The 20,290-nt window shown below is 72.3% G+C and carries 18 protein-coding genes and 2 pseudogenes; 7 read left to right on the top strand and 13 right to left on the bottom strand.

Translation table 11 applies throughout. The features are described from left to right. The gene (locus tag AC07AZ_RS22120; protein WP_478850268.1) at window positions 1–1,764 is read right to left on the bottom strand and encodes a thiamine pyrophosphate-dependent enzyme; all 1,764 of its coding nucleotides are present in this window, start codon (window positions 1,762–1,764) and stop codon (window positions 1–3) included. A gap of 15 nt (window positions 1,765–1,779) precedes the next feature. Then, window positions 1,780–3,360, bottom strand: a complete 1,581-nt coding sequence (locus tag AC07AZ_RS22115) for an FMN-binding glutamate synthase family protein (RefSeq protein WP_478850266.1) — start codon at window positions 3,358–3,360, stop codon at window positions 1,780–1,782. 538 nt (window positions 3,361–3,898) lie between these two features. Here AC07AZ_RS22115 and AC07AZ_RS22110 point away from each other — a divergent pair. Together AC07AZ_RS22110 and AC07AZ_RS22105 are read left to right on the top strand one after the other, a co-directional pair. Further along, on the top strand, window positions 3,899–6,799 hold the full coding sequence (locus AC07AZ_RS22110) for a hypothetical protein (protein ID WP_478850264.1): 2,901 nt from the start codon (window positions 3,899–3,901) through the stop codon (window positions 6,797–6,799). A 47-nt stretch (window positions 6,800–6,846) separates the two neighbouring features. Further along, a pseudogene (locus AC07AZ_RS22105) lies at window positions 6,847–7,122 on the top strand (ATP-binding protein); the annotation flags it as partial. 129 nt (window positions 7,123–7,251) lie between these two features. On the opposite strand, the gene AC07AZ_RS22100 reads toward AC07AZ_RS22105, so the two are convergent. Continuing rightward, the gene (locus tag AC07AZ_RS22100) at window positions 7,252–8,244 is read right to left on the bottom strand and encodes a L,D-transpeptidase (protein WP_478850262.1); all 993 of its coding nucleotides are present in this window, start codon (window positions 8,242–8,244) and stop codon (window positions 7,252–7,254) included. 262 nt (window positions 8,245–8,506) lie between these two features. Here AC07AZ_RS22100 and AC07AZ_RS22095 point away from each other — a divergent pair. Both AC07AZ_RS22095 and AC07AZ_RS22090 read left to right on the top strand, forming a co-directional pair. Beyond that, window positions 8,507–8,794: pseudogene (locus AC07AZ_RS22095) on the top strand (heavy metal translocating P-type ATPase); the annotation flags it as partial. Further along, window positions 8,791–9,222 (top strand): (2Fe-2S) ferredoxin domain-containing protein, encoded by a 432-nt coding sequence (locus AC07AZ_RS22090; RefSeq protein ID WP_478850260.1) that lies wholly within the window; start codon window positions 8,791–8,793, stop codon window positions 9,220–9,222. The pseudogene AC07AZ_RS22095 and the gene AC07AZ_RS22090, both read left to right, overlap by 4 nt. 57 nt (window positions 9,223–9,279) lie before the next feature. Here AC07AZ_RS22090 and AC07AZ_RS22085 read toward each other — a convergent pair whose 3' ends face one another. Beyond that, window positions 9,280–9,510, bottom strand: coding sequence for a hypothetical protein (locus AC07AZ_RS22085; protein ID WP_478850258.1), 231 nt, complete (start codon window positions 9,508–9,510; stop codon window positions 9,280–9,282). Window positions 9,511–9,744: 234 nt separating this feature from the next. Between AC07AZ_RS22085 and AC07AZ_RS22080 the strand changes: the two genes are divergently transcribed. Next, on the top strand, window positions 9,745–9,915 hold the full coding sequence (locus tag AC07AZ_RS22080) for a DUF5670 family protein (RefSeq protein ID WP_102911389.1): 171 nt from the start codon (window positions 9,745–9,747) through the stop codon (window positions 9,913–9,915). A 320-nt stretch (window positions 9,916–10,235) separates the two neighbouring features. Here the strand turns inward: AC07AZ_RS22080 and AC07AZ_RS22075 are convergent, their stop codons facing one another. From AC07AZ_RS22075 to AC07AZ_RS22060, 4 genes are all read right to left on the bottom strand, one after another. After that, the gene (locus AC07AZ_RS22075; protein ID WP_478850256.1) at window positions 10,236–10,823 is read right to left on the bottom strand and encodes a pyridoxamine 5'-phosphate oxidase family protein; all 588 of its coding nucleotides are present in this window, start codon (window positions 10,821–10,823) and stop codon (window positions 10,236–10,238) included. Between the two features lie 396 nt (window positions 10,824–11,219). Continuing rightward, a complete protein-coding gene (locus AC07AZ_RS22070) occupies window positions 11,220–11,618 on the bottom strand; it encodes a DUF5994 family protein (RefSeq protein WP_478850254.1) in 399 nt (132 codons plus the stop codon). 272 nt (window positions 11,619–11,890) lie between these two features. Next, a complete protein-coding gene (locus AC07AZ_RS22065) occupies window positions 11,891–13,063 on the bottom strand; it encodes a N(5)-(carboxyethyl)ornithine synthase (RefSeq protein ID WP_478850252.1) in 1,173 nt (390 codons plus the stop codon). 64 nt (window positions 13,064–13,127) lie between these two features. Further along, a complete protein-coding gene (locus tag AC07AZ_RS22060) occupies window positions 13,128–13,400 on the bottom strand; it encodes a hypothetical protein (RefSeq protein WP_478850250.1) in 273 nt (90 codons plus the stop codon). 515 nt (window positions 13,401–13,915) lie between these two features. Here AC07AZ_RS22060 and AC07AZ_RS22055 point away from each other — a divergent pair. Further along, window positions 13,916–14,299, top strand: coding sequence for a DUF779 domain-containing protein (locus AC07AZ_RS22055; RefSeq protein WP_478850248.1), 384 nt, complete (start codon window positions 13,916–13,918; stop codon window positions 14,297–14,299). 75 nt (window positions 14,300–14,374) lie between these two features. After that, window positions 14,375–15,613, top strand: coding sequence for a phosphodiester glycosidase family protein (locus AC07AZ_RS22050; RefSeq protein WP_478850246.1), 1,239 nt, complete (start codon window positions 14,375–14,377; stop codon window positions 15,611–15,613). 12 nt (window positions 15,614–15,625) lie between these two features. Here the strand turns inward: AC07AZ_RS22050 and AC07AZ_RS22045 are convergent, their stop codons facing one another. The 5 genes from AC07AZ_RS22045 to AC07AZ_RS22025 all read right to left on the bottom strand — a co-directional run bounded on the left by AC07AZ_RS22045 (window position 15,626) and on the right by AC07AZ_RS22025 (window position 20,210). Beyond that, window positions 15,626–15,820: a hypothetical protein gene (locus AC07AZ_RS22045; RefSeq protein WP_478850244.1), complete on the bottom strand. Its 195-nt coding sequence runs from the start codon at window positions 15,818–15,820 to the stop codon at window positions 15,626–15,628. A 110-nt stretch (window positions 15,821–15,930) separates the two neighbouring features. Beyond that, the gene (locus AC07AZ_RS22040) at window positions 15,931–16,788 is read right to left on the bottom strand and encodes a phosphatidylinositol-specific phospholipase C/glycerophosphodiester phosphodiesterase family protein (RefSeq protein WP_478850242.1); all 858 of its coding nucleotides are present in this window, start codon (window positions 16,786–16,788) and stop codon (window positions 15,931–15,933) included. A gap of 184 nt (window positions 16,789–16,972) precedes the next feature. Then, window positions 16,973–18,055 (bottom strand): acyl-CoA dehydrogenase family protein, encoded by a 1,083-nt coding sequence (locus tag AC07AZ_RS22035; RefSeq protein ID WP_478850240.1) that lies wholly within the window; start codon window positions 18,053–18,055, stop codon window positions 16,973–16,975. Next, complete coding sequence (locus tag AC07AZ_RS22030; RefSeq protein WP_478850238.1) at window positions 18,052–19,236, bottom strand: acyl-CoA dehydrogenase family protein; 1,185 nt, start codon at window positions 19,234–19,236, stop codon at window positions 18,052–18,054. Before AC07AZ_RS22030 ends, AC07AZ_RS22035 begins: the two co-directional genes overlap by 4 nt. After that, window positions 19,233–20,210 (bottom strand): NADPH:quinone oxidoreductase family protein, encoded by a 978-nt coding sequence (locus AC07AZ_RS22025; protein ID WP_478850236.1) that lies wholly within the window; start codon window positions 20,208–20,210, stop codon window positions 19,233–19,235. Before AC07AZ_RS22025 ends, AC07AZ_RS22030 begins: the two co-directional genes overlap by 4 nt. Window positions 20,211–20,290: the final 80 nt, after the last annotated feature.

Raw genomic sequence — 20,290 nt, 5'->3', positions numbered from 1 at the left:
TCAGCGCCCGTCGGTGTCCCCGTGGCTGCGCACGACCTCCTTCATCTTGGCCACCGCGAATCCCCAGCCCTGTTGGACGGTGGGCTTGGCCGGGACGGCGATCTCGTCAGGGTTGGTGAGGACGTCGAGCAGGACCGGGCCGGGGGTGTCGAAGGCGCGGCGTACGGACTCCTCCAGGTCGGCGGGGTCGGTGACCCGGATGCCGGTGATGCCCATGGCGGTGGCGACGGCGGCGAAGTCGGGATTGTCCAGTACGGTGCCGAACTCGGGCAGTCCGGCCTGCTCCTGTTCCAGCTTGACCATGCCCAGGCGGCGGTTGTCGAAGACGACGAGTTTGACGGGCAGGCGGCTGGTCTTCAGCGTCATGAGGTCGCCGAGAAGCATGCTCAGTCCGCCGTCGCCGCAGAACGCCACGACCTGGCGGTCACGGTCCAGGCACTGGGCGCCGAGCGCCTGGGGCATCGCGTTGGCCATCGAGCCGAGGTTGTAGGAGCCGATCAGCCGCCGGTCGCCGCGCATCTCGACGAACCGTGAGAGCCACACCGTCGCCATGCCCGTGTCGGAGGTGAAGACGGCGTCGTCGTCGGCGATCCGGTCGACCACGGCCGCCAGGGCCTCCGGACGGATGTCGTGCGTCCGGTTGTCCAGCGCGGAGCGGATGCGTCCGACCAGGTTGGTGTCGTGCTGCGGGTCGGCGAGCCGGGCCTGGCCCGCGCGCCAGTGCGTGAAGTGTTTGCGCGCGCTCTCCAGGTGCGAGCGGTCGCGTGCGCCCTCGGTACCGGCGGGCGCGGCGTTCAGGTGGCCGAGCAGGTCGCGGACGGTGGCGCCCGTGTCGCCGACGAGTCCGATCTCGACGGGCACCCGGCGCCCGATGTGGGCGGCCTCCGTGTCCACCTGGATGACGGTGCGGTCCTGCGGATACCAGTCGCGGTAGGGGAAGTCCGTGCCCAGCAGCAGGAGGGTGTCCGCGTCCTGCAGGGCGGCAGCGGCGGCGGGGTTGCCGATCAGTCCGGTCTGCCCGACCTGGAAGGTGTTCGACTCGTCCTCGAAGCCCTCCTTGGCCTTCAGGGTGAGCACCATCGGTGCGGCCAGCCGGTCGGCCAGGGCCAGTACGTCCTCACGGGCGGCCCGGGCACCCCGCCCGACCAGCAGGGTGACGCGCTCGGCGCGGTCGAGAAGCTCGGCGGCACGGCGTACGGCGGACTCGTCCGGCCGGGTCAGCGGGGCGTTGAGGGAGAAGCGGGCGGGCCGGTCGGTGGTCAGTTCCTGCTCGCCGAGGTCTCCCGGCACGGTGAGGACGGCGACGCCCTTGCGGCCCAGCGCGGTGCGCACCGCCGTCTCCAGCATCTGCGGCAGCTGGTCGGGGGAGGTGATGGTGGCCCGGAAGACCGCCACGTCGCTGAACAGGGCGTCGTTGTCGACCTCCTGGAAGTAGTCGCTGCCGATCTCGGCGAGGGGCACCTGGCCGGTGATCGCCAGGACGGGGGTGTGGCTCTTGGCCGCGTCGTAGAGCCCGTTGAGGAGGTGGACGGAGCCGGGGCCGACGGTGCCCATGCAGACGCCGAGGGTGTCGGTGAGCTGTGACTGGGCGCTCGCGGCGAACGCGGCCGCCTCCTCGTGGCGGCAGCCGATCCACTCCAGGTCCTCGGTGGTGCGGATGGCGTCGGTCAGCGGGTTGAGTGCGTCTCCGACGACGCCGAAGACCTGGCGTACGCCAAGCTCGCTCAGCGCGTCCACGATGACGCGGGCCACGGTGGGTGCCACAGGGGATCCTCCAGATCACACGGTGAAGCGGTCGGGGTCGGCGGCGTGCCAGTCGGCCGCCCAGGACTGAGGCGGTTCGGCGAGCAGCTGGCCGGGCTCCAGCCATTCGTAGAGCTGCTCGTAGGAGCGTTCGGTGTAGGGGTCGATGCGCCGGTGCAGCATGTGCGGGCGCAACTGCGCGGGGTCGGTGACGCCCATGGACGCCATGAGCTGCAGGGCGCTGGCCACGGTCGCCTTCTGCAGGCGCTCGACGCGGAGGGTCTTGTCGCCGACGTCGAGGGCGCGGGCCCGGCGGGGGTCCTGCGTGGTGACGCCGGTGGGGCAGGTGTTGGTGTGGCAGCGCTGCGCCTGGATGCAGCCGACGGCGAACATCATCGCGCGGGCCGCGTTGCCGTAGTCGGCGCCTTGGACGAGTCGTTTGACCAGGTCGGTGCCGGTGGCGATCTTGCCGCTGGCGCCGATCCGGACACGGTCGCGCAGGCCGGCGCCGACCAGGGCGTTGTGTACGGTCAGCAGGCCCTCGGTGAGCGGGGTGCCGACGTGGTCGGCGAACTCCAGGGGTGCCGCGCCGGTGCCGCCCTCGGCGCCGTCCACGATGATGAAGTCCGGACCCGTGCCCTCCTCCAGCATGGCCTTGCACACCGCGAGGAACTGGCTGCGCGAGCCCGGACAGAGTTTGAAGCCGGTCGGTTTGCCGCCGGACAGCTCCCGCATCCTGGCAACGAAGCGGACGAGTTCGCGCGGGGTGGAGAAGACCCGGTGATACGGCGGTGAGATCACCGTCTGCCCGGCGGGAACGTCGCGGACCCGCGCGATCTCGGCGTTGACCTTCGCTCCGGGCAGGACTCCGCCGATGCCGGGCTTGGCGCCCTGGGAGAGTTTCAGCGACACGCACTTCACGTGGTCGTGCGCGGCCTTGTCGGCGAACTCTCCGGCGTCGAAGGCGCCGTCCTGGGTCCGGCAGCCGAAGTAGCCGGTGCCGATCTCCCAGACGAGGTCGCCGCCCGGCCGCAGGTGGTATTCCGACAGGCCGCCCTCCCCGGTGTCGTGGGCGAATCCGCCGGCGGCGGCGCCTCCGTTCAGGGCGAGGATCGCGTTGGCCGACAGGGAGCCGAAGCTCATCGCCGACACGTTCAGCAGCGCCATGTCGTAGGGGCGGGTGCAGTCGGGGCCGCCGATCCGCACCCGCGGCGGCGTCTCGGGCACCGCGCAGGGGGCCATGGAGGGGATGAGGAACTCGTAGCCGGGCTGGTAGACGTCCTGCTCGGTGCCGTACGGCTGCTCGGCGTCGGTGCCCTTGGCCCGTTCGTAGACGATGCTGCGCACGTCCCGGTCGAAGGGGCGGCCGTCGAAGTTGCGCTCCACGAAGTACTGCTGCAGCTCGGGGCGGATCCGCTCCAGCAGGTAGCGGGCGTGACCGAGGACCGGATAGTTGCGCAGCACGGTGTGCCGTCGCTGCAGCAGGTCCCAGGTGCCCAGGGCTCCCAGCAGGACGAGTGGGACGGCGGCGAGAAGCCACCACGGCGAGACCCATGCCGCGGCGGCGGCCACGAGTCCCGCGGCCAGTGTCAGGGCGACCAATCCGATACGTGTCACATTGCGCTCGTAACCCGGGACGCACCCTCCATGCCCGCCGCTGACGTCAAGAGACCGTCAAGGACCTGCGAAGACGCGCGGAGGGGAGGGAGGGGTCAGGTCGGGATGCCCGGAGGACGCGGATGTCGCGGACGTCGTGGCGGACTGCGAGAGCGCCATGCTGCCACCCGCCGCCCGGCGGGAACCTGTGACTGGTTTGCCCTGACACTGGGCAGCCGCGCGTGGCTGTGGCGCACCGCGCCCCTGAGTCCGGCGCGGAACACACCCCGGCCGGGCCGGCGGCGATCCGCCGATCCGGTGGCACCGCTCCCCGTGCGTGCCTGCCCGCAGGGGTGAGCAGCTCGCCGGCCACCAAGGGGCGCGGTCCACCGTTCGCCGCGCGAGGGGAGAGAAACGACGTGCCGTGCGACCACAATACGGCTGCACGGCGGCCACATCGTTTCATTAGCCAGCGAATAGCGACAAAATCTCCGTATCGCCCATGTGCCTCCCGGGGGCGCGGAACACTCCACGCACAGAGGTGACTTGGAGGTACCGCGTGCTGCACCCATCCCCCGGAGACGAGCAACAGCTCGTCCTGCCCGCCGGCTTCGACAAGGTCGTCCAGGTCATCGACCAGTACGTCGCCGAGCGGCAGACCGGCCGGCCGCACCTGCCGCAGTCCCGCCGGCACCGGCTGCCGGCCCTGCTGCTGGCACGCGAGCCGGACGGCGACCCGGCACCAGGCGCGGCCACCGCCGAGCCGGACCAGGGGCTCACCACCCTCGTGCTGGCGTACCGGCAACGCCTGGTGTCCTCCGAGAACGAGCCGGACCGGTATCTGGCCAGCCTCGCGCCGCACGCGGTCGTCGACGACGCGCGGCCCGCGCGCACCGGCCCGCCGGAGGACGCCGCGGCCGCCCCGCACGTACAGCTGCTGGAGGACGTGGCGTTCCAGCTGCGCGCCTCCATGCCGGAGAAGGCCGGACCCCTGCGGCTGCCCGAGTTCGACACCTGCCTCGCGGTCCTGCGCGCCGCGCTGCCGCCCGGCGCGGAAGAAGAACGCCGGGCCCTGCAGAGCATGCTCTGCAACCGGTTCACCCAGCGATACCAACCGTCCCCCAACACGGCGCAGCTCGGCGACGCCGTCGGCGGGAGATGGGGGGCGCTGGTCCGGCTGCTGACCGTCGTACCGGCCGGCTGGCTGTGGCGTCAGTGGTACGGCATGCGGGTCGACCGGCATCACCCGTGGGTGGGCCGCATGCTGAACCAGACCGGGCGCAGCTTCCTCAACGCGGCATCGGCCCTGCGCGCGGCGCACCGGCACACCCTCGCCCAGGACTCGGCCGAGCCCCGGCACCCGGAGGCGGCTGCCCTGGCGGTCCGCGACGAGGCGGTGGTCCGGCAGGTCCTGCTCACCGCGCTGATCCGGGACCTGGTCAGGGCGGCACGGCCCCGGGTGTGGAGCCGGCGCCGCCCGCGCCGCCGCTGGGCGTTCGTCGTGCTCCTGCCGACCGTGGGCGGCGAGGGCTCGGCCTGCCGCAAGTTCCTGGACACCTACGCCGCCGTCGCCCGCGACACCGGCACCGGCCCCCTGCTGGTGCTGGGCGCCGCCACCGCCGAGCTCCCCTCCTACGCCGCCGGCCCCCCGCGCCCGGCCGTACCGGCGCAGGGCGGCGTCCCCGACACCCGCCGCGCCGAACAGGCGCTGACCGCGCTGTTCGCGGCGGCCGCGGCGGGCCGGGCCACCGAGGCCGTGAACGTGCTGCCCCTGCCGCGCACCGACGACGACGGCACGGCGAAGGACTGGCTGGCCGTCCACCGCGCCGTGACGCCCCACCGCCCCAGCCGCCTGGACTGGGCGAGGCCGTCGGCCGCCGTCACCGCCGCGGCGGTGCTGTGCGCCGGCGGCTTCTTCCTGTCCCGGGCGGTGGTGGAGCACTTCTCCGACGCGCACTCCCCCACCCCCACCCCGACCGCCACCACCGCCTCGGCCTCGGCCTCCTGCCGGCACGTGCCGAGCGGGGAAGTGGTCGGGCTCACCGACGGCACCGACGGCTGCGACCTCGCGCACGGCCTGTACGCGCCGGACCTGAGGAAGCTGGAGAGGACCCTCGGCCGCCAGAACGCCCAGGTGGACACCAGCCGGCCGTATCGCAGTCTCGTGTTCTTCGCGCCGCTGAGCGTGGGCTCGGAGTCCAAGCGCACCGTGCCCACCGGCTTCCAGATGCTGCGCGGCGCGCTGCTGGCCCAGAAGCAGGTCAACGACAGCCACCTGAAGTCGCAGGTGCCCGTGCGGCTGCTCATCGCCAACGCCGGCGAATACTTCCGCTACGGCTCTCGCGGCGCAGCCGACACCACGGGCACCGGAACCGGGAAAAGCCACTCCGCCGTGGACGTCTCGCAGACCATCATCGACCGCGCGGAGCGCGACCACGTCGCGGCGGTCATCGGCCTCACCCAGAGCCGCCCGGAATCGCAGCAGGCCGCGATCGAGCTGGGGGCGCGCGGCATCACCGTGCTGGGCACCGGCGTCTCCGGGCAGCGCATGGTCGAGGGCGCCTCCCCCGTGTCGTACTTCCAGCTGTCCCCGCCCGACTCACGCATCGCCGAGGTGGTGGCGGCCTTCGCCCGCGACTCACCCCGGCTGCACACCCTGGCCGCCCCGGCCCCCGGCCGCACCGGGCCGGCCGCCGTCGTCGTCTTCGACCCCCAGGACGAGTACTTCAGCGCCGACCTCGCCCACCGCTTCGAATCCGCCTACCGCACGAGCGGACTCGTGCGCCTGGTGCCCTACGGCGAGGTGGACGACGGCCGCCGCACCCGCGCCGTCGCCGACACCGTCTGCACCCTGGTCCAGCGCACCGACGGATTCGTCCTCTACGCGGGCCGCTCCAGCGTCATGGAGGACCTGTTCCTCTACATGCAGCACAACCGGGCCTGCCGCGCCCACCGAGGCGGCGTCGCGGTGCTCGCGGAGAGCCCCGCCCCGGACCTGATCCTGCACCCGAAGCTGATGCCGCAGAGGTACGGCGCGCTGACCCTCTTCTACAACCAGTTCAGCCTGCCGGCCCCCGGCGGCCCGTTCGCCGGAAGCTTCCACGACGCCTTCGGCCTGTCCGCCGAGGCCGACTCCGCGGTCGGCTACGACGCCGTCAACATCCTCTCCGAGGCCATGGACGCCATCTTCACCACCGACCGCTCCTTCTCCCCCAGCGCGCTCGTCACCTACCTGCAGGATCCCGGCGTCCGCGAGTACGTCGGGGAGTCCGGGGTCATCACCCTGGACGGCAGCCACAACTACCCGCAGAACAAGGAGATCCACATCCGCGAGATCACCCCCCAGGGGACCAAGGTCACCGACCTGACCTGCGGAGTTCTGGCCGACGGCGCCCGGTCGGTCACCAGCTGGGGCCCCGAGGGCCGCTACACGTGTCCGGTGGACGACGACGCCTCCTGACACCGGCCCCGCCCGGAAACAGGCCGCAGCCTCCCCGGGCGGGGCCCGTCCTGGTCGAGGAGTACTGGCGCGAGATCAGCGCGGGCCTCGCCCACCATGCCGTCCCGGTACGGCACTTCGTCCTCCACGCCGACCAGGACACCCTCCGCCGGCGCATCGAGGGGGACACCGTCATGGGTCCCTCCTCGTTCCGCCTCCGACACCTGGGTCCCTACGCCGAGGCGGCCCGTACGTGGCTGCACGGCGAGGCCGAGGTCGTCGACACCACGCACCTCACGCCCGCCCAGGCCGCCCTGCGGGTCGCGGCGGCCGTCAAGGCGTGAGGCCCCGCCCTCCGCTCCGGCAAGCCCGGGTTCCCAGAGGCCGGCGAACAGGTTCGCCGGCCCCCGGCAGCCTGCCGGGGTGTCCGTCTGCGAGCGGGCGGGGCCGACCGGTGTCGTCGCCCCGGGGTGTCACAGGGTCGCGGTCGTCTGTTCTCCCGCCGCGCTGCCGGCCAGCCACTGGTCCCAGGCGAGGTTGAAGTCGGCGTAGCCGTTGTCGGCGGGCGCCTTGGCGCGGGAGGAGCCGGTGATGGTGACCGGGTCGCCCTGCTTGACCTGCCCGTAGAACCACTTGGCATCGGACATGGACAGGTGGACGCAGCCGTGGGAGCCGCGGGCGCTGCCGCTGCCCGGGTTGGGGTCGCCGGTCGAGTAGTGGACGTAGGTGCCGGACTGGGTCAGGTGGACGTCCCAGGGCAGGGTCAGGTCGTAGTAGTTGGCGCTGCCCTTGTCGCAGCTGATGCCGACGCTGCAGGAGGTCATGTGGACCTTCTCCTGCTTGTCGATGACGGCCATGGTGCCGTTCCACGTCGGGTACTCGGGGCTGCCTGCGTTGATCGACAGGGTGCGCACGGGGCTGCCGTTGCGGGTCACCTTCATGGTGTGGCCGGTGACCGAGACGTCCGCGCGCACGTCGTCACCGATCTTGAAGGTGTGCGTGTAGCCGTGGACGCCGTAGCGCCCGTTGCCGTTGCTGACGCCCTTCATGTCGGCGTCGACCTTCACCGTGGTGTGGGCGGGCCAGTACGTCTTGGGCCGCCAGTCGGCACGCTTGTCGCCCATCCAGTGCCAGGCGCCGGCCACCGGCTGCGAGGCGCTGACCTTCATGTGCTTCTCGACCGCGGCCCGCGCCTTCTCCGCCACCGGGTCGGTGAAGATCACCGAGACGGGCATGGCCACACCGACCGTGGTGCCCGTCTGCGGGGTGATCGTCTCCAGCAGCATCGGCGGGCCCGCCGGCTTCGTCGGCTTGGGCGAGGCACTCGCGCTCGCCTTTCCCGATGCCTTCGCGTCGTTCCCGTTCCCGCTCGCCTTGTCACTGCCGCCCCCGCCGCAGGCACTCACGCCCACCAGCGTCGCGACCGTGACGAGTGCGATTCCTATGCCGCCACTGCGTCGCCCCACGACCTACCCCGCTCTCTCGCTCCCCGACCCCCTATGGGCCCGACTCCCTGTCAGACAGTGTTGGCACGGCTCGCAGTTGCGTGCGGCGCGTAGATCTTTAGTGATTCGCCTCACTCGATCTTCGATACGGCCGCCGCGCACTGCGTCGGCACCCTCACCCACCTGAGCACGGCGAAGCCGCTCCGGTCATCCCGAGCCGCATCGCACGGCCACATGGCGAACCCGCTGCGGTGGCCTGGGGCGGTGACCGGGGGCGGCGGGCGGGGGCGACCTCGCCCTGGAAGCGGCCGGCGCCGTCGTCGTCCGCGACGAACTCGCCACCCTCCCCACCGTCGTGGCCCTCTCCCGCAGGGCCCGTCGCCTCGTCGTGCAGAATGTGGTCATCGCCGCAGGCCGCATCACCGCACGGGTGGCCTGGGAACTCGTGGCCACCCTCCCGCTGCCCCTCGGCGTGGCCGGCCACGAAGGCTCCACCGTCGTCGGCCTCAACGGCCTGCGCCTGCTGCGCGAACACGCCTGGACCAACGCCCTCGGAAAGGACTTCGCGTGAGCAAGCGCGCCCGGCGCAGCCGCACCCCCGCCCCGACAGCAACGGGTGGTGCCGGCAGCGCCCGCTGCACTGTCACCGTCTGCCGGGGATGTTGCTGCGGCACAGCCGCCAAGGTTCCCCACCTCGACCACGAGGGCCAGCTCACCGACCTGCGCACCGCCCTGGCCGGCGTCGCGATGGTCCGGCGCACCGACTGCCTCGACGCGTGCGAGCGCGCCAACGTCGTCGTCATCCAGCCCTCGGCCGAGGGACGCAACGCCGGCGGACGCCCCGTCTGGCTCGGCCAGGTCAACGACCCCGGCGCCGCAGCCGACATCGCCACCTGGGTCGGCGACGGCGGGCCCGGCCTGGCCGATCCGCCCGGCATCCTCGACCTGTACGCCTTCCAGCCCTCACGCCGCGTCCGCGACGAACTCCACGACGAGTAACCCCCACCCCTTGCCCCACCGGGAAGGACGAGACCACGGTCACATCGAGGCAGTGGATCAGAGCCTGTCCCGTTTGCGCCTCGCGGTCCGGTTGGCGGCCAGCAGCCAGGCGTAGAAGAGGACCAGTGCGGCCGCCACCACGATGCGAACCGCGCTGTCGCCTTCGACCACCCGCCACACGAGGAGAGCACTGCTCAGGCAGAGCAGCGGCCAGAAGACCCACGGGGTCCACCGGTTGCCCGCCCTGGCCCATGACGGCGGTGTGTACGCATCGGAGCGTCGCTTCACGGGTTCTCCCTCCCGTCCATCGGCTGCCCGCGACCGGCGTCATGCAACATCCGCCTTGCGTACGGGTGTTGGGCTTCCGTTTGTGGCACGAGTGGGTTCTCCGGTCGACTCGGGGGCGAATGGCGCGGTGGTCGAAAGCGCGTCGGGTGCCCCCAGGACTCGTGGAGAAACAAGGGAAAAAGGCCGTGTGTTCTGTGATCGGCCGGGCATCAGGAGCCTCGGAGGTTGATAACTATGGTTCCCCTGCTTCTCGTTCTACTGCTGGCTCTGGTCCTCTTCGGTGCGGGCTTCGCCCTGAAGGCACTGTGGTGGATCGCCGTGATCGTGCTGGTCGTCTGGCTGCTGGGCTTCGTCATGCGGTCGGCGGACACCGGCGGCCGCAAGGGTCGCTGGTATCGCTGGTAACCCAGCGACCGGCACACACCACACCGCGGGCCCCGGAAGACTTCCGGGGCCCGCAGTCATGCCCACCACCAGAACATCCGATGAGGCGAAAAAGGGTGTAACCGACATCTTCATGGGCACCAGGCCCTTGTGGCTGGGGCCCGGTGAAGCAGCGGAACCTGCACCTCCACCCACCGGACCCCGGCCCCTCCCCGGCCGGGCGCGACCGGCACCCGCACCGGCCCCTCAGGTCACCGACGTCGAACAGGCCGGTCCACGCGCCGCGTCGCTGCCCGCCCGCGGGCCGCCGGTCGACGTGGCGAGCCTGACCGTCGGAGGTCTCACTCGGTACGTGACAGTGGAGGCAGCGGCAGTCCGGGCAGGCCGTCGATGCTGGTCGCGATGTGTTCCTTCTTCTGGAAGTACGCGTCGAGCGTGTCATCGCTCTCGCGTGCGAAGCGCGAGGCGTGCAGGGACCGGTCCTCGTCGTAGGTCATGAACGGGACGGCGTAGCCGCAGGTGTCGCGGATCTTCTCCGCGGTCACCACGATGATCGCGCGCAGTCCGTGCCGGGCCCCGTCGATGTCCGGGAAGTGCCTCAGCAGCTCGCCCCAGCGTGCGTCGTCGCGGAAGACGGGCTCTCCCCGGCCGTGGACCCGCACGATGTTGGGCGGACCGTCGAAGGCGCACCACATCAAGGTGATACGGCCGTTCTCGCGCAGATGCGCGATCGTCTCGGCGTTGCTGCCGGCGAAGTCGAGGTAGGCGACGGTGACTTCGTCGAGTACGGCGAAGGATCCGTTGAGGCCTTTGGGCGAAAGGTTGATGGTGCCGTCGCCGTCCAGCGGCGCCGTGGCGGTGAAGAAGATGTGCTGCGCCTCGATGAAGGCACGCAGCCTGCCGTCTATCCGCTCGTAGCTCTTTCCCATGGTCCGATTATGGCGGGATGCGCGCCTTTCCCCACTGACGGCGACGATCTGCCGGGCGACGACGGCGGGGGCCTCACCGTCCTTGACCGCCTGGGCCATGTACCCCTCGAAGACCGGGCGCTGGTGGGCGTAGACCCTCAGCGGCTGGTCGGGGCGGACGCCGGCGGCGTCGAAGGCCGTGCTGGTCCAGGCGGGCTCGACGAGCGGGACCGGCCGCTCAGGATCCCGGCCTGCCGGCCACCCTCGTCATCGACACCCTCCCGCACGGCGCTGGACCACACGCCTGGGCCCTCACCGGCGTATCGCGGCTCCGGACTTCGGCGAGCACGTCGAGTGACCACCCGCCTGGCCGTCACTGCCCCCGTGACCGGCCGGGCGGGCCGGGGCGCGGAGGTCTCAGGCGTGACCGCCCGAGGCGGCCGCCATGAGCGGTTCGGCAGCCTCCGCGGTCGTGTCCGGAGGCACGACCAGCAGCTCCCGGCGCCCCCGGCCGGCAGCGAGCAGGACGATGGTGTGCGGGGCGGACGCCATCAGGCTTCTGCGCAGTCGTACGACCTGGTTGGCCACGAGCATCCGACCGGGCGGCGCGGACCACATCGGCCCGCTGACCGTGGCGCTGCCGATGTCGCCCCACGCGCGGGGCAGTCCGGCGAGCAGCTGGGGGAGTTCGCCGAGCAGGTCGTAGGAGCGCGGCCACCACGCTCCGTCGATGGGCCGGGACATGCCCCCGCGGGGCGCCAGGCGCAGGCGCAGCACAGGCTGGGAGGGAAGCGGAGGCTGCAGTGCCGTGGTCATGACGGGCTCCTGCCAACTGGCATACGTGGACGAACGGTTGGCGTCAGCGCGTCGGTCGGCGCCCCCGGCCGCGGCGTCGGGGGCCACAGGTCGGTGACGCGATCATGGCACCGGGTCCGAACCCGGCTGGACCGCTCGCGCCGCGTTCCCGTCCCGGGCGGTGGCACCGCCGCGGAGGAAGTGACCACCGCCCGGTTCGGGGTGTCTCAGGCCGGCTGCGCGAACGGATGCGACACCGGCGTGAGGGGGGACCTAGGTGTGTGCGGGGGGACCTAGGTGTGTGCGGGGGCCGCGGAGGGGTCCGGGGCCGGGGTGTGGGGGTAGGCGGCTGTCCGGTGCTGGAAGGAGAGGATCTTCGGGTTCTGGACGACACCGTCGCGGATCTCGATGGCCCTTGTGACCGTGCTGTCGTCGTCCCACGCGGCCGGGCCGCTCATGACCGTGCCCAGGTAGGGAAGGAGCGCCTCGCTGATCTCCCAGGTGGCGGAGTTCCACAGGTGGGACGGGCTGTGATCCACCGCGTAGTAGTGGCAGTCCGGTCCCACCGCGAGCATGGGCTCGCCGAAGCTGGTCGGACGGGCCCAGGCGAAGCCCATGCCCTCGTCGCAGGCGACGTCGATGAAGAACGTCCCGGGCCGGAACAGGGCGAGTTCCTCGTCGTTGACGAACATGAGCGGCGCGTCGGTGTCCTGCAGGACACAGTTGACGATGATGTCGAACCCGGCCAGGTACTCGGCCAGCGGCGCGGAACCGGCCGCGGTGACGGCCCGCAGGTGGGACGGATCGTCCTCCTGCTCCTCGAAGTGGCCCATCACCACCGACGGCATCGGTGAGGCGACCGCCGCCGCGGCGCGCTGGGTGAGGACCGTGACGTCGGAGACCCCCATGGCGCCCAGGCCCGTGACCGCTCCGCGCGCCGTGGCGCCGAAGCTGATGACCACCGCGCGCAGACGCCGCCCGTAGCTGCCGGTCAGCCCGCCGAGCTGGAGGGCGTGCAGGACCGAGCAGTATCCGGCGAGTTCGTTGTTCTTGTGGAACACATGGACGCTGAAGGCGCCCGTGGAGGTCCAGTGGTTCATGGCTTCCCAGGCGATCAGGGTCAGCCGTCGGTCGATGCCGATCTGGGTCATCTTCTCGTCCTGCACGCAGTGCGGCCATCCCCACAGCACCTGGCCCTCGCGCAGCGCGGCGATGTCGTCGTGCATCGGTTTGGGCAGCAGCACGATGTCGGACTCGGCGAGGATCCGCTCGCGTGGGACCAGGCCGGCCACGAGTGGCCGCAGCGCGTCGTCGGGGACGCCGAACCGTTCGCCGTAGCCCTGTTCGAGGAAGATCTTCTCGCGTAGGTCCGGGGCGATCCGGTCGAGGTGGGCGGGGTGCAGCGGCAGACGGAACTCGTTCTCCTTGCGGGAGGAGGCGAGCACTCCGAGACTCATCAGGCTCATGCGCTTCCTCATCATTTCGTTCAGTTGTTCCAGGCGTGCTGGTCGTGGCGGCCCGCTGTCCGGGTCAGGAGCCGCCGGGCCGGTACCTTCCGACGCGCTCGGCCAGCGGGAGCGGCGTCTCGTCCAGGCCGTCGACCGACCCGCTCGCCATGCGCGCGCACGTCCCGTGGCAGGCGAGAAGCTGTCTGTCGTCGCGGTGGGAGACCACCACCGCCTGCGGCTCGGGCGCGGCGCGGTAGTCGGCGCCGCAGATGAGGCAGGCCAGTCCGGCGAGCACCTCCGCGGACGGTTCGGGACGGCCGCGCCGGCGGCCGGAGATCGAGTCCTGTGAATACATGTGTCTCGCATCCTCTAGAGCGGTTCAGAGCCCCGCCGACCGGTCCGGACGTGCTGATCGGTCCAGGGCCGCGTGCGAGATGCCGGAATGCCTCCACGGCATCCCGGAAGCCGGGAGATCCGCTACCGCGCTGCGCGGGTCCGGACACGGAAGACGGCGGGAGAGCACGAGCCAGGAGGCATGATGCGGCTCTTTTCCGGCCGGACGCGGGGTACGCCGGCCTGTGCCGTTCCCCGAGAGCGACGCCGAAACCGATGACGGCGTGCGAGATGCGCTCGGTCCCGCAACCGTACTCCCCTCCGGACCTCGCGCGTACCGCACGCCGGTCCCGGAGCCGAGCCGCCGGGCGTCACCTGGCTCTCCCCGGCTCGTCCGGGAACCCGCCCCGACACCCCTTTCACGCCGTACGGCGCCCCGTCCGCAACCGTGTCGCAACGTTCCGTCTGCTGCCCTGGTCACCGGCCCGGCGCAGGGCCGGTGACCAGGTTTCCGGCGACCGGATGGGGGCGGACGGCATGCAGGAGGAATCCCCGCGCACCGACGACGAGGACGTCCCCCGGGTGCGACTCACCCCGGGCGCCGCCCGGCTGGTGCGCCGGCTCAGCGAGACGCACGGTCCCCTGATGTTCCACCAGTCCGGCGGCTGCTGCGACGGCAGCGCCCCCATGTGCTTCCCGGAGGGCGAGTTCCGCACCGGTGGCTCGGACGTCCTGCTCGCGGAGCTCGACGTCGAGGGGGTCGCGGAGCCGGTGGGGTTCTGGATGTCGAGGAGCCAGTACGAGGTGTGGAGTCACACCCGGCTGATCGTCGACGTCGTCGAGGGCCGGGGCAGCGGCTTCTCCCTCGAAGCACCCGAGGGGGTGCGTTTCCTCACCCGTTCGCGGGTCGTCGACGGCTAGCCACCCCGCGGGACCCCGCCGTCTGGTGCACTTCCCCCGAGTCCTGGGACAGTTGACGAGACATCAGGGGGAGTCGTGACGCGTCGTCAGAGGCGATCGAGGACAGGCAGGTCGGTCCTGACCCTCCTCGCGGCATTCGGCACGCTGACCGGTGCGGCCCTCGTGGGGGCGACGCCGGCGGCCGCCGCGCGAGGAGCCGTCGAGGTCGCGCCGGGCGTCGACTACCGGCAGTTCGACCTCCAGGCCGCCAAGGGCCCCACGCACGTCCATGTGCTGAGCGTCGACCTGCGCGAGCGGCGCGTGCGCCTCGGTCTGCTGTACCCGGGGGCGGTCGCCGCGCGGGCCGCCGTCTCCCGGCTCGCGGACGCGCAGGGCGCTGTGGCCGGGGTCAACGGCGACTTCTTCAACATCACCGAGACCCAGCATCCGGGTGTCGAGGCCACCGGCGCGACCGTGGGACCGGCGATCGCGAACGGGCGGGTGCTGAAGGCCGCGGTGCCGGACGGCCAGCGCTTCGGCCCCGCCCTGCCACCCGGCACGAACACCAGGAACGTGATCGGCGTGGGCGACGACCGCCGGGCACGGCTGGACAGCCTGACCCTCGCCGGCACCGTCGGCACCCCCGCCGGGAGGCTGCCGCTCGCCGGGCTCAACCAGTACGCGCTGCCCGTGGGAGCGGTCGGCGCCTTCACCTCCCGCTGGGGCGCCGCCTCCCGGGTCCGTGCGACGTGCGGCACGGACACGGACCGGGCCGCCCCCTGCAGCACGGACACCTACGAGGTGACGGTCCGCGGCGGCCGGGTCGTGTCCACGGCCGGCACACCGGGCAGTGGTCCCGTCGCCCGCGGCACCACGGTGCTCGTCGGCCGGGAGGCGGGAGCGCGACGCCTGCGTGAACTCTCCACCGGCCAGGCGGTGAAGGTCCGCTACCGGCTCGTGCCGTCCGCGTCCCGCGCACCGTACCGCTTCGCACTCGGCGGCTACCCGGTGCTCAGGGGCGGACGGCCGCTGCCCGGTCTGGACGACGCGGTCTCGGCCGTGCGTACCGCCGTGGGCGTCGCGGACGGCGGACGGCGCCTGCTGCTGCTCGCGGTGGACGGGGCCCCCGCCTACCGGAGCGGTCTGACGATCGCCGAAGTGGCTTACCTCATGCGGACGTTGGGCTCGGTAGACGCGTTCAGCCTGGACGGTGGCGGATCGACGACGCTGGTCGCCCGCGCGCCGGGCGCCGGCGTCGTGTCGGTGCGCAACCACCCCAGCGGCGGGGCCGAACGCCCCGTGCCGAACGGCATCGGGGTGTTCTCCACACCGTGAGACCGCGCGCGGTCACGGTCTCAGGCCGCTGACGATCTCCGCCGTCGTGGAGACGCCGCTGTGGATGGCGGGGGCGATGCTCGAACTCGCCAGGTAGAAGCCGAGCAGCCCGCACACCAGGGCGTGGGAGACCTTCAGTCCGCCGCTGCGCAGGAAGATCACCGCCAGGATCATGAGCAGCAGCACCACAGAGATGGAAATGGCCATCGTCAACCTCCTCCGCCACGTCCACTTCGCGGCGTTCGGCCGCAAGTGTGGCGTAACGGAGGGTTCGTCCGGGCGGCTGACCTGTCCTCCGAACGTGTGGTGTCTGTGCGTTACCGGTGCGTGTCCAGGAACGTCTCGAGTCCGGCGAGGTCGTCGGTGTTGAGGTGGTCGACGCCGGCGGCGAGCAGTTCGGCCCACACCGCGTCCCGGGCCGGGCCCGCCAGGTCGGGGGTGGCCCACAGGCGCACGCGCTGTCCGCTCCGGTGCGCGGCCCGGACGATGTCCCGCAGCTTCTGCCGCTCGGCCTCGGGGAAGGCGCCCTCCCCCTGCCAGGTGAAGTTGAGCGTCCAGTTGTCGGAGATCAGCGGGACGAAGGAGGCGGGCGCGGAACTGCCGAGGTCGGTGAGGCGGCCGTCGTAGAAGGCCCGGCGCACGGTCTGGGCCTCCATCGGGATGCGGGCCGCCCGGTCGCCGGAGACGACGGCGGTGACCGGACCGGGGTGGACGCGGCCGTGGGCGTAGGTGGTGAACAGGTGCCGGTAGGGCCGGAGATGGCGGTCGAGTTCGAGGTAGGTCGAGGAGCCCTCGGTCTTGATGTCGATGAGCAGTTGCAGGGGCTTGCGGTAACCCCGGTACACGAAGCCGTGGTTGGCCCGGACGCGGGCGGCCAGCGGGGCGAGGTAGAGGGATTCGAGGGTGCGGGACGGGTCGAGGTCGACCGGGTCGTGGGCGACGAGGAGCTGGTCGCCGACGAGGTATATGTCGGCCTCGACGCTGCCGAAGCGGTGGCCGAGGGCGTCGAACAGGGGGTGCGGGTGCTCGTAGTCGTTGTGCGCGTGGGCGCGCCACAACGGCCGTGTGCCGTGCCGGTGTTCGTCCGCCGCCGCGCGTGCGGCGGGCAGGGCGACCGTGCCCGCGAGGGCTGCGCCGAGGGTGCTGAGGGCTCTGCGACGGGTGGTGAGGGCCATGCTCTGCCTCCCTGGTGGAGTCGTGGGGAACCTCAGCGAGTATGCGATCCGCCGGGCTCAGGGAGCAGCGCCGCGGGGGGAGTTGTCCGGTCCGCCGTCACGAGTTCACTTCGTCCGTGTGGGGCACACGAAAAAGCCCGCCCCTGGTGGGGCGGGCTTCTCGCGGGCGTTGCCCAGGTGTACGTCAGGGGGCGCGGAGGTCGATCAGGTCGGCCAGTTCGGCGCGGTGGGCGCCGGCCGTGCCGTAGGCGATCGAGTCGGCCTTGGCCCGCTTCAGGTACAGGTGGGCGGGGTGCTCCCAGGTCATCCCGAGGCCGCCGTGCAACTGGACGGCCTCCTCGGCGGCGTGGACGGCGACGGGCGCCGCGTAGGTCTGGGCGACGGCGACCGCCACGTCGGCGTCCTCGTCCCGGGCGAGCGCGTCGGCGGCGTTGCGGGCGGCCGCGCGCAGGTTGACGACTTCCAGCCACAGCTGCGCGAGCCGGTGCTTGAGCGCCTGGAAGCCGCCGACCGGCCGGTTGAACTGCTTGCGTTCCTTGAGATAGCGGACGGTCTCCGTCAACGTCCAGTCGGCGACGCCCAGTTGCTCGGCGGCGAGCAGTCCGGCACCGGCGCGCAGGGCGCGTCGTACGGCGGGTTCGGCGGCGCCCAGCCGGCGGGTCGGGGCCCCGTCGAGGGTGAGCGTCGCGAGCGGCCGGGTCAGGTCGAGGGAGACCTGCGGGGTGAGCGTGACGGCGTCCGCGCCGACCGCGTACAGCCCGCCGTCCTCGGCCGGCACCAGCAGCACGTCGGCGGCGGCGGCATCGGCGATCCCGGTCAACTGCCCGTACAGCAGCCCGTCTTCCAGGCGTACGGCGCGGTGGGCGCCGCCCGGGGCGACGTGCAGCGCGACGGCGAGGGCGCCGATCCTGCGGCCGGACGCCAGCTCGGCGAGGAGGTCGTCGGCCTCGCACGCGAGCAGGGCCTCCGTGGCCACGACCGCGCTCGTCAGATACGGCACCGGGGCGACGGCGCGGCCCAGCTCCTCCAGGACGACGGCGGCCTCGCGGTGCGTGGCGCCCTGGCCGCCGAGTGCCTCGGGCACCAGCAGGCCGGCCAGACCCATGGATTCGGCGAGCGCCTTCCACAGCGACAGGTCGTGCGGGGTGTCCGACTCGGTGCGGGCGATCACGCCGGGGGCGTCGCAGTGGTCGGTGAGCAGGTCGCGGACGGCGGCGCGGAGGGCCTCTTCCTCCTCGGAGTACAGCAGGTCGGGCGATGTGCTCATCGGGCGAGGTCCTTCCAGGCGACGTCCTTGTCGGTGCGCGGCTCGGCGGGCAGGCCCAGGACGCGTTCGGCGACGATGTTCAGCAGGACCTCGCTGGTCCCGCCCTCGATGCTGTTGCCCTTGGAGCGGAGGTAGCGGTAGCCGGCGTCGCGGCCGGTGAAGTCAACGAGTTCCGGCCGGCGCATGGTCCAGTCGTCGTACAGCAGGCCCTCCTCGCCGCGGAGTTCGACCTCCAGGCCGCTGATCTCCTGGTTGAGGCGGGCGAACGCGAGCTTCATGCCGGAGCCCTCGTAGCCGGGCTGGCCGGCGACGAGCTGCTGGCGCAGTCGTTCGCCGGTGAGGCGGGCGACCTCGGCCTCGACCCAGAGGCCGAGCAGCCGCTGGTGCAGGTCGTGGGTGCGCAGTTCGGGGCGCTCGCGCCAGGTCCTGGAGACGGGGCCGATCATGCCGCCCTCGCGGGGCAGGCGCATGCCGCCGATCGAGACGCGTTCGTTCATGAGGGTGGTCTGGGCGACCCGCCAGCCGTCGCCGACCGCGCCGAGCCGGTGCGCGTCCGGGATGCGGACGTCGGTCAGGAAGACCTCGTTGAACTCGGCCTCGCCGGTGATCTGCCGCAGGGGCCGCACCTCGACGCCGGGGTCGGTCATGTCGCAGACGAAGTAGGTGATGCCCTGGTGCTTGGGCAGGTCCGGGTCGGTACGGGCGATGAGGATGGCCCAGCGCGCGACATGGGCGCTGGAGGTCCACACCTTCTGCCCGTTGACCACCCAGTCTCCCCCGCTCTCGCGGACGGCCCGGGTGCCGAGCGCGGCCAGGTCGGACCCGGCGCCCGGCTCGCTGAAGAGCTGGCACCAGACCTCCTCGCCCACCCACAGCGGCCGCAGGAACCGCCGCTTCTGCTCCTCGGTGCCGTAGCCCAGGATCGTCGGCGCGGCCATGCCGAGGCCGATGCCGATCCGCCGGGGGTCGTTGTCGGGGGCGCCGGCTGCCTCCAGTTCGGCGTCCACGACGGCCTGGAGGGAGCGCGGGGCGCCGAGTCCGCCGAGGCCCTCGGGGTAGTGCACCCAGGCCAGACCCGCGTCGAAGCGGGCGGTGAGGAAGTCCTGCCTGGCAGTCTCGGCGGGCGGGTGCGCGGCCAGCAACTCCCGGGTGCGGCGGCGCAGTTCGTCGGCGTCGGTCATGCGGCGGCTCCGTTCTCCAGGCCGGGCAGCACGGTGACGCGGCCGGTGGTGACACCGTCGCCGACGCGCTGGACGGCGGCCGCGGCCCCGCCGAGCGGCACGCGCTCGCTCACCAGCGGCCGGATCGCGCCCCGCGCGGCCAGCTCGGTGAGCTGTTCGTGGCAGTGCTGGATCAGCTTCGGGTTCTTGGTGGCGTACAGGCCCCAGTGCAGGCCGAGGATCGCGTAGTTCTTGACCAGGGCGTGGTTGAGGCCCGGGTGGGGGATCGTGCCGCTCGCGAAGCCGACGACGACGATGCGGCCCTCGAAGGCGACGACCTTGGCGGACTGGGCGTAGGCGTCACCACCCACCGGGTCGTAGATCACGTCGGCGCCCCGGCCGCCGGTGGCCTCCCGCACGGCGGCGACGACGTCCTCGCTCCGCCGGTCGATCACCACGTCGCAGCCGAGCTCGCGGGCGACGGCGGCCTTGTCGGCGCCGCCCACCACGCCGATGACCCGCGCGCCGGCCGCCTTGCCGAGCTGGACGGCCGCGCTGCCGACCCCGCCGGCGGCGGCGTGCACGAGCAGGGTCTCGCCGGCCTCCAGGCGGGCCCGCCGGTGCAGGCCGAACCAGCCGGTCTGGTAGCCGATGTGCAGGGCGGCGGCCTCGGCGTCGTCCAGCGAGTCGGGCGCGGGCAGCAGGGCGGCGGCGTCCGCGACGGCGTACTCGGCGAAGCCGCCGTGGGGCAGCGCCGGGTTGGCGATCACCCGGCGTCCGTCCGGGGTCTCGCCGCAGATCTCCACGCCGGGCGTGAACGGCAGCGGCGGCCTGACCTGGTACTGGCCCCGGCACATCAGCACGTCCGGGAAGTTGATGTTCGCGGCACGCACCCTGAGCAGGACCTGGCCGTCGCCGGGTACCGGCTGTGCCACGTCGGCGAGGCGCATCACCTCGCTCGGCTCACCGTTCTCGTGCACTTGCCATGCCTGCATGCGGGGCCTCCACGGGACTGCTTCGTCTGACCGGGCTCGACCGCATACTAAGCGGTCGCTTGCCGATCAGGGAACAGCCG

Source organism: Streptomyces sp. NPDC043878 (assembly GCF_056435735.1).
This window is presented reverse-complemented; position numbering and strand designations above follow the sequence as displayed.

Excerpts from the sequence above, each read along its gene's own strand:
- AC07AZ_RS22080 (WP_102911389.1), top strand. The coding sequence starts at position 9,745 with ATGGTTCCCCTGCTTCTCGTTCTACTGCTGGCTCTGGTCCTCTTCGGT.
- AC07AZ_RS22075 (WP_478850256.1), bottom strand. The coding sequence starts at position 10,823 with ATGGGAAAGAGCTACGAGCGGATAGACGGCAGGCTGCGTGCCTTCATC.
- AC07AZ_RS22070 (WP_478850254.1), bottom strand. The coding sequence starts at position 11,618 with ATGACCACGGCACTGCAGCCTCCGCTTCCCTCCCAGCCTGTGCTGCGC.
- AC07AZ_RS22065 (WP_478850252.1), bottom strand. The coding sequence starts at position 13,063 with ATGAGCCTGATGAGTCTCGGAGTGCTCGCCTCCTCCCGCAAGGAGAAC.
- AC07AZ_RS22060 (WP_478850250.1), bottom strand. The coding sequence starts at position 13,400 with ATGTATTCACAGGACTCGATCTCCGGCCGCCGGCGCGGCCGTCCCGAA.
- AC07AZ_RS22055 (WP_478850248.1), top strand. The coding sequence starts at position 13,916 with ATGCAGGAGGAATCCCCGCGCACCGACGACGAGGACGTCCCCCGGGTG.
- AC07AZ_RS22045 (WP_478850244.1), bottom strand. The coding sequence starts at position 15,820 with ATGGCCATTTCCATCTCTGTGGTGCTGCTGCTCATGATCCTGGCGGTG.
- AC07AZ_RS22040 (WP_478850242.1), bottom strand. The coding sequence starts at position 16,788 with ATGGCCCTCACCACCCGTCGCAGAGCCCTCAGCACCCTCGGCGCAGCC.
- AC07AZ_RS22035 (WP_478850240.1), bottom strand. The coding sequence starts at position 18,055 with ATGAGCACATCGCCCGACCTGCTGTACTCCGAGGAGGAAGAGGCCCTC.
- AC07AZ_RS22030 (WP_478850238.1), bottom strand. The coding sequence starts at position 19,236 with ATGACCGACGCCGACGAACTGCGCCGCCGCACCCGGGAGTTGCTGGCC.
- AC07AZ_RS22025 (WP_478850236.1), bottom strand. The coding sequence starts at position 20,210 with ATGCAGGCATGGCAAGTGCACGAGAACGGTGAGCCGAGCGAGGTGATG.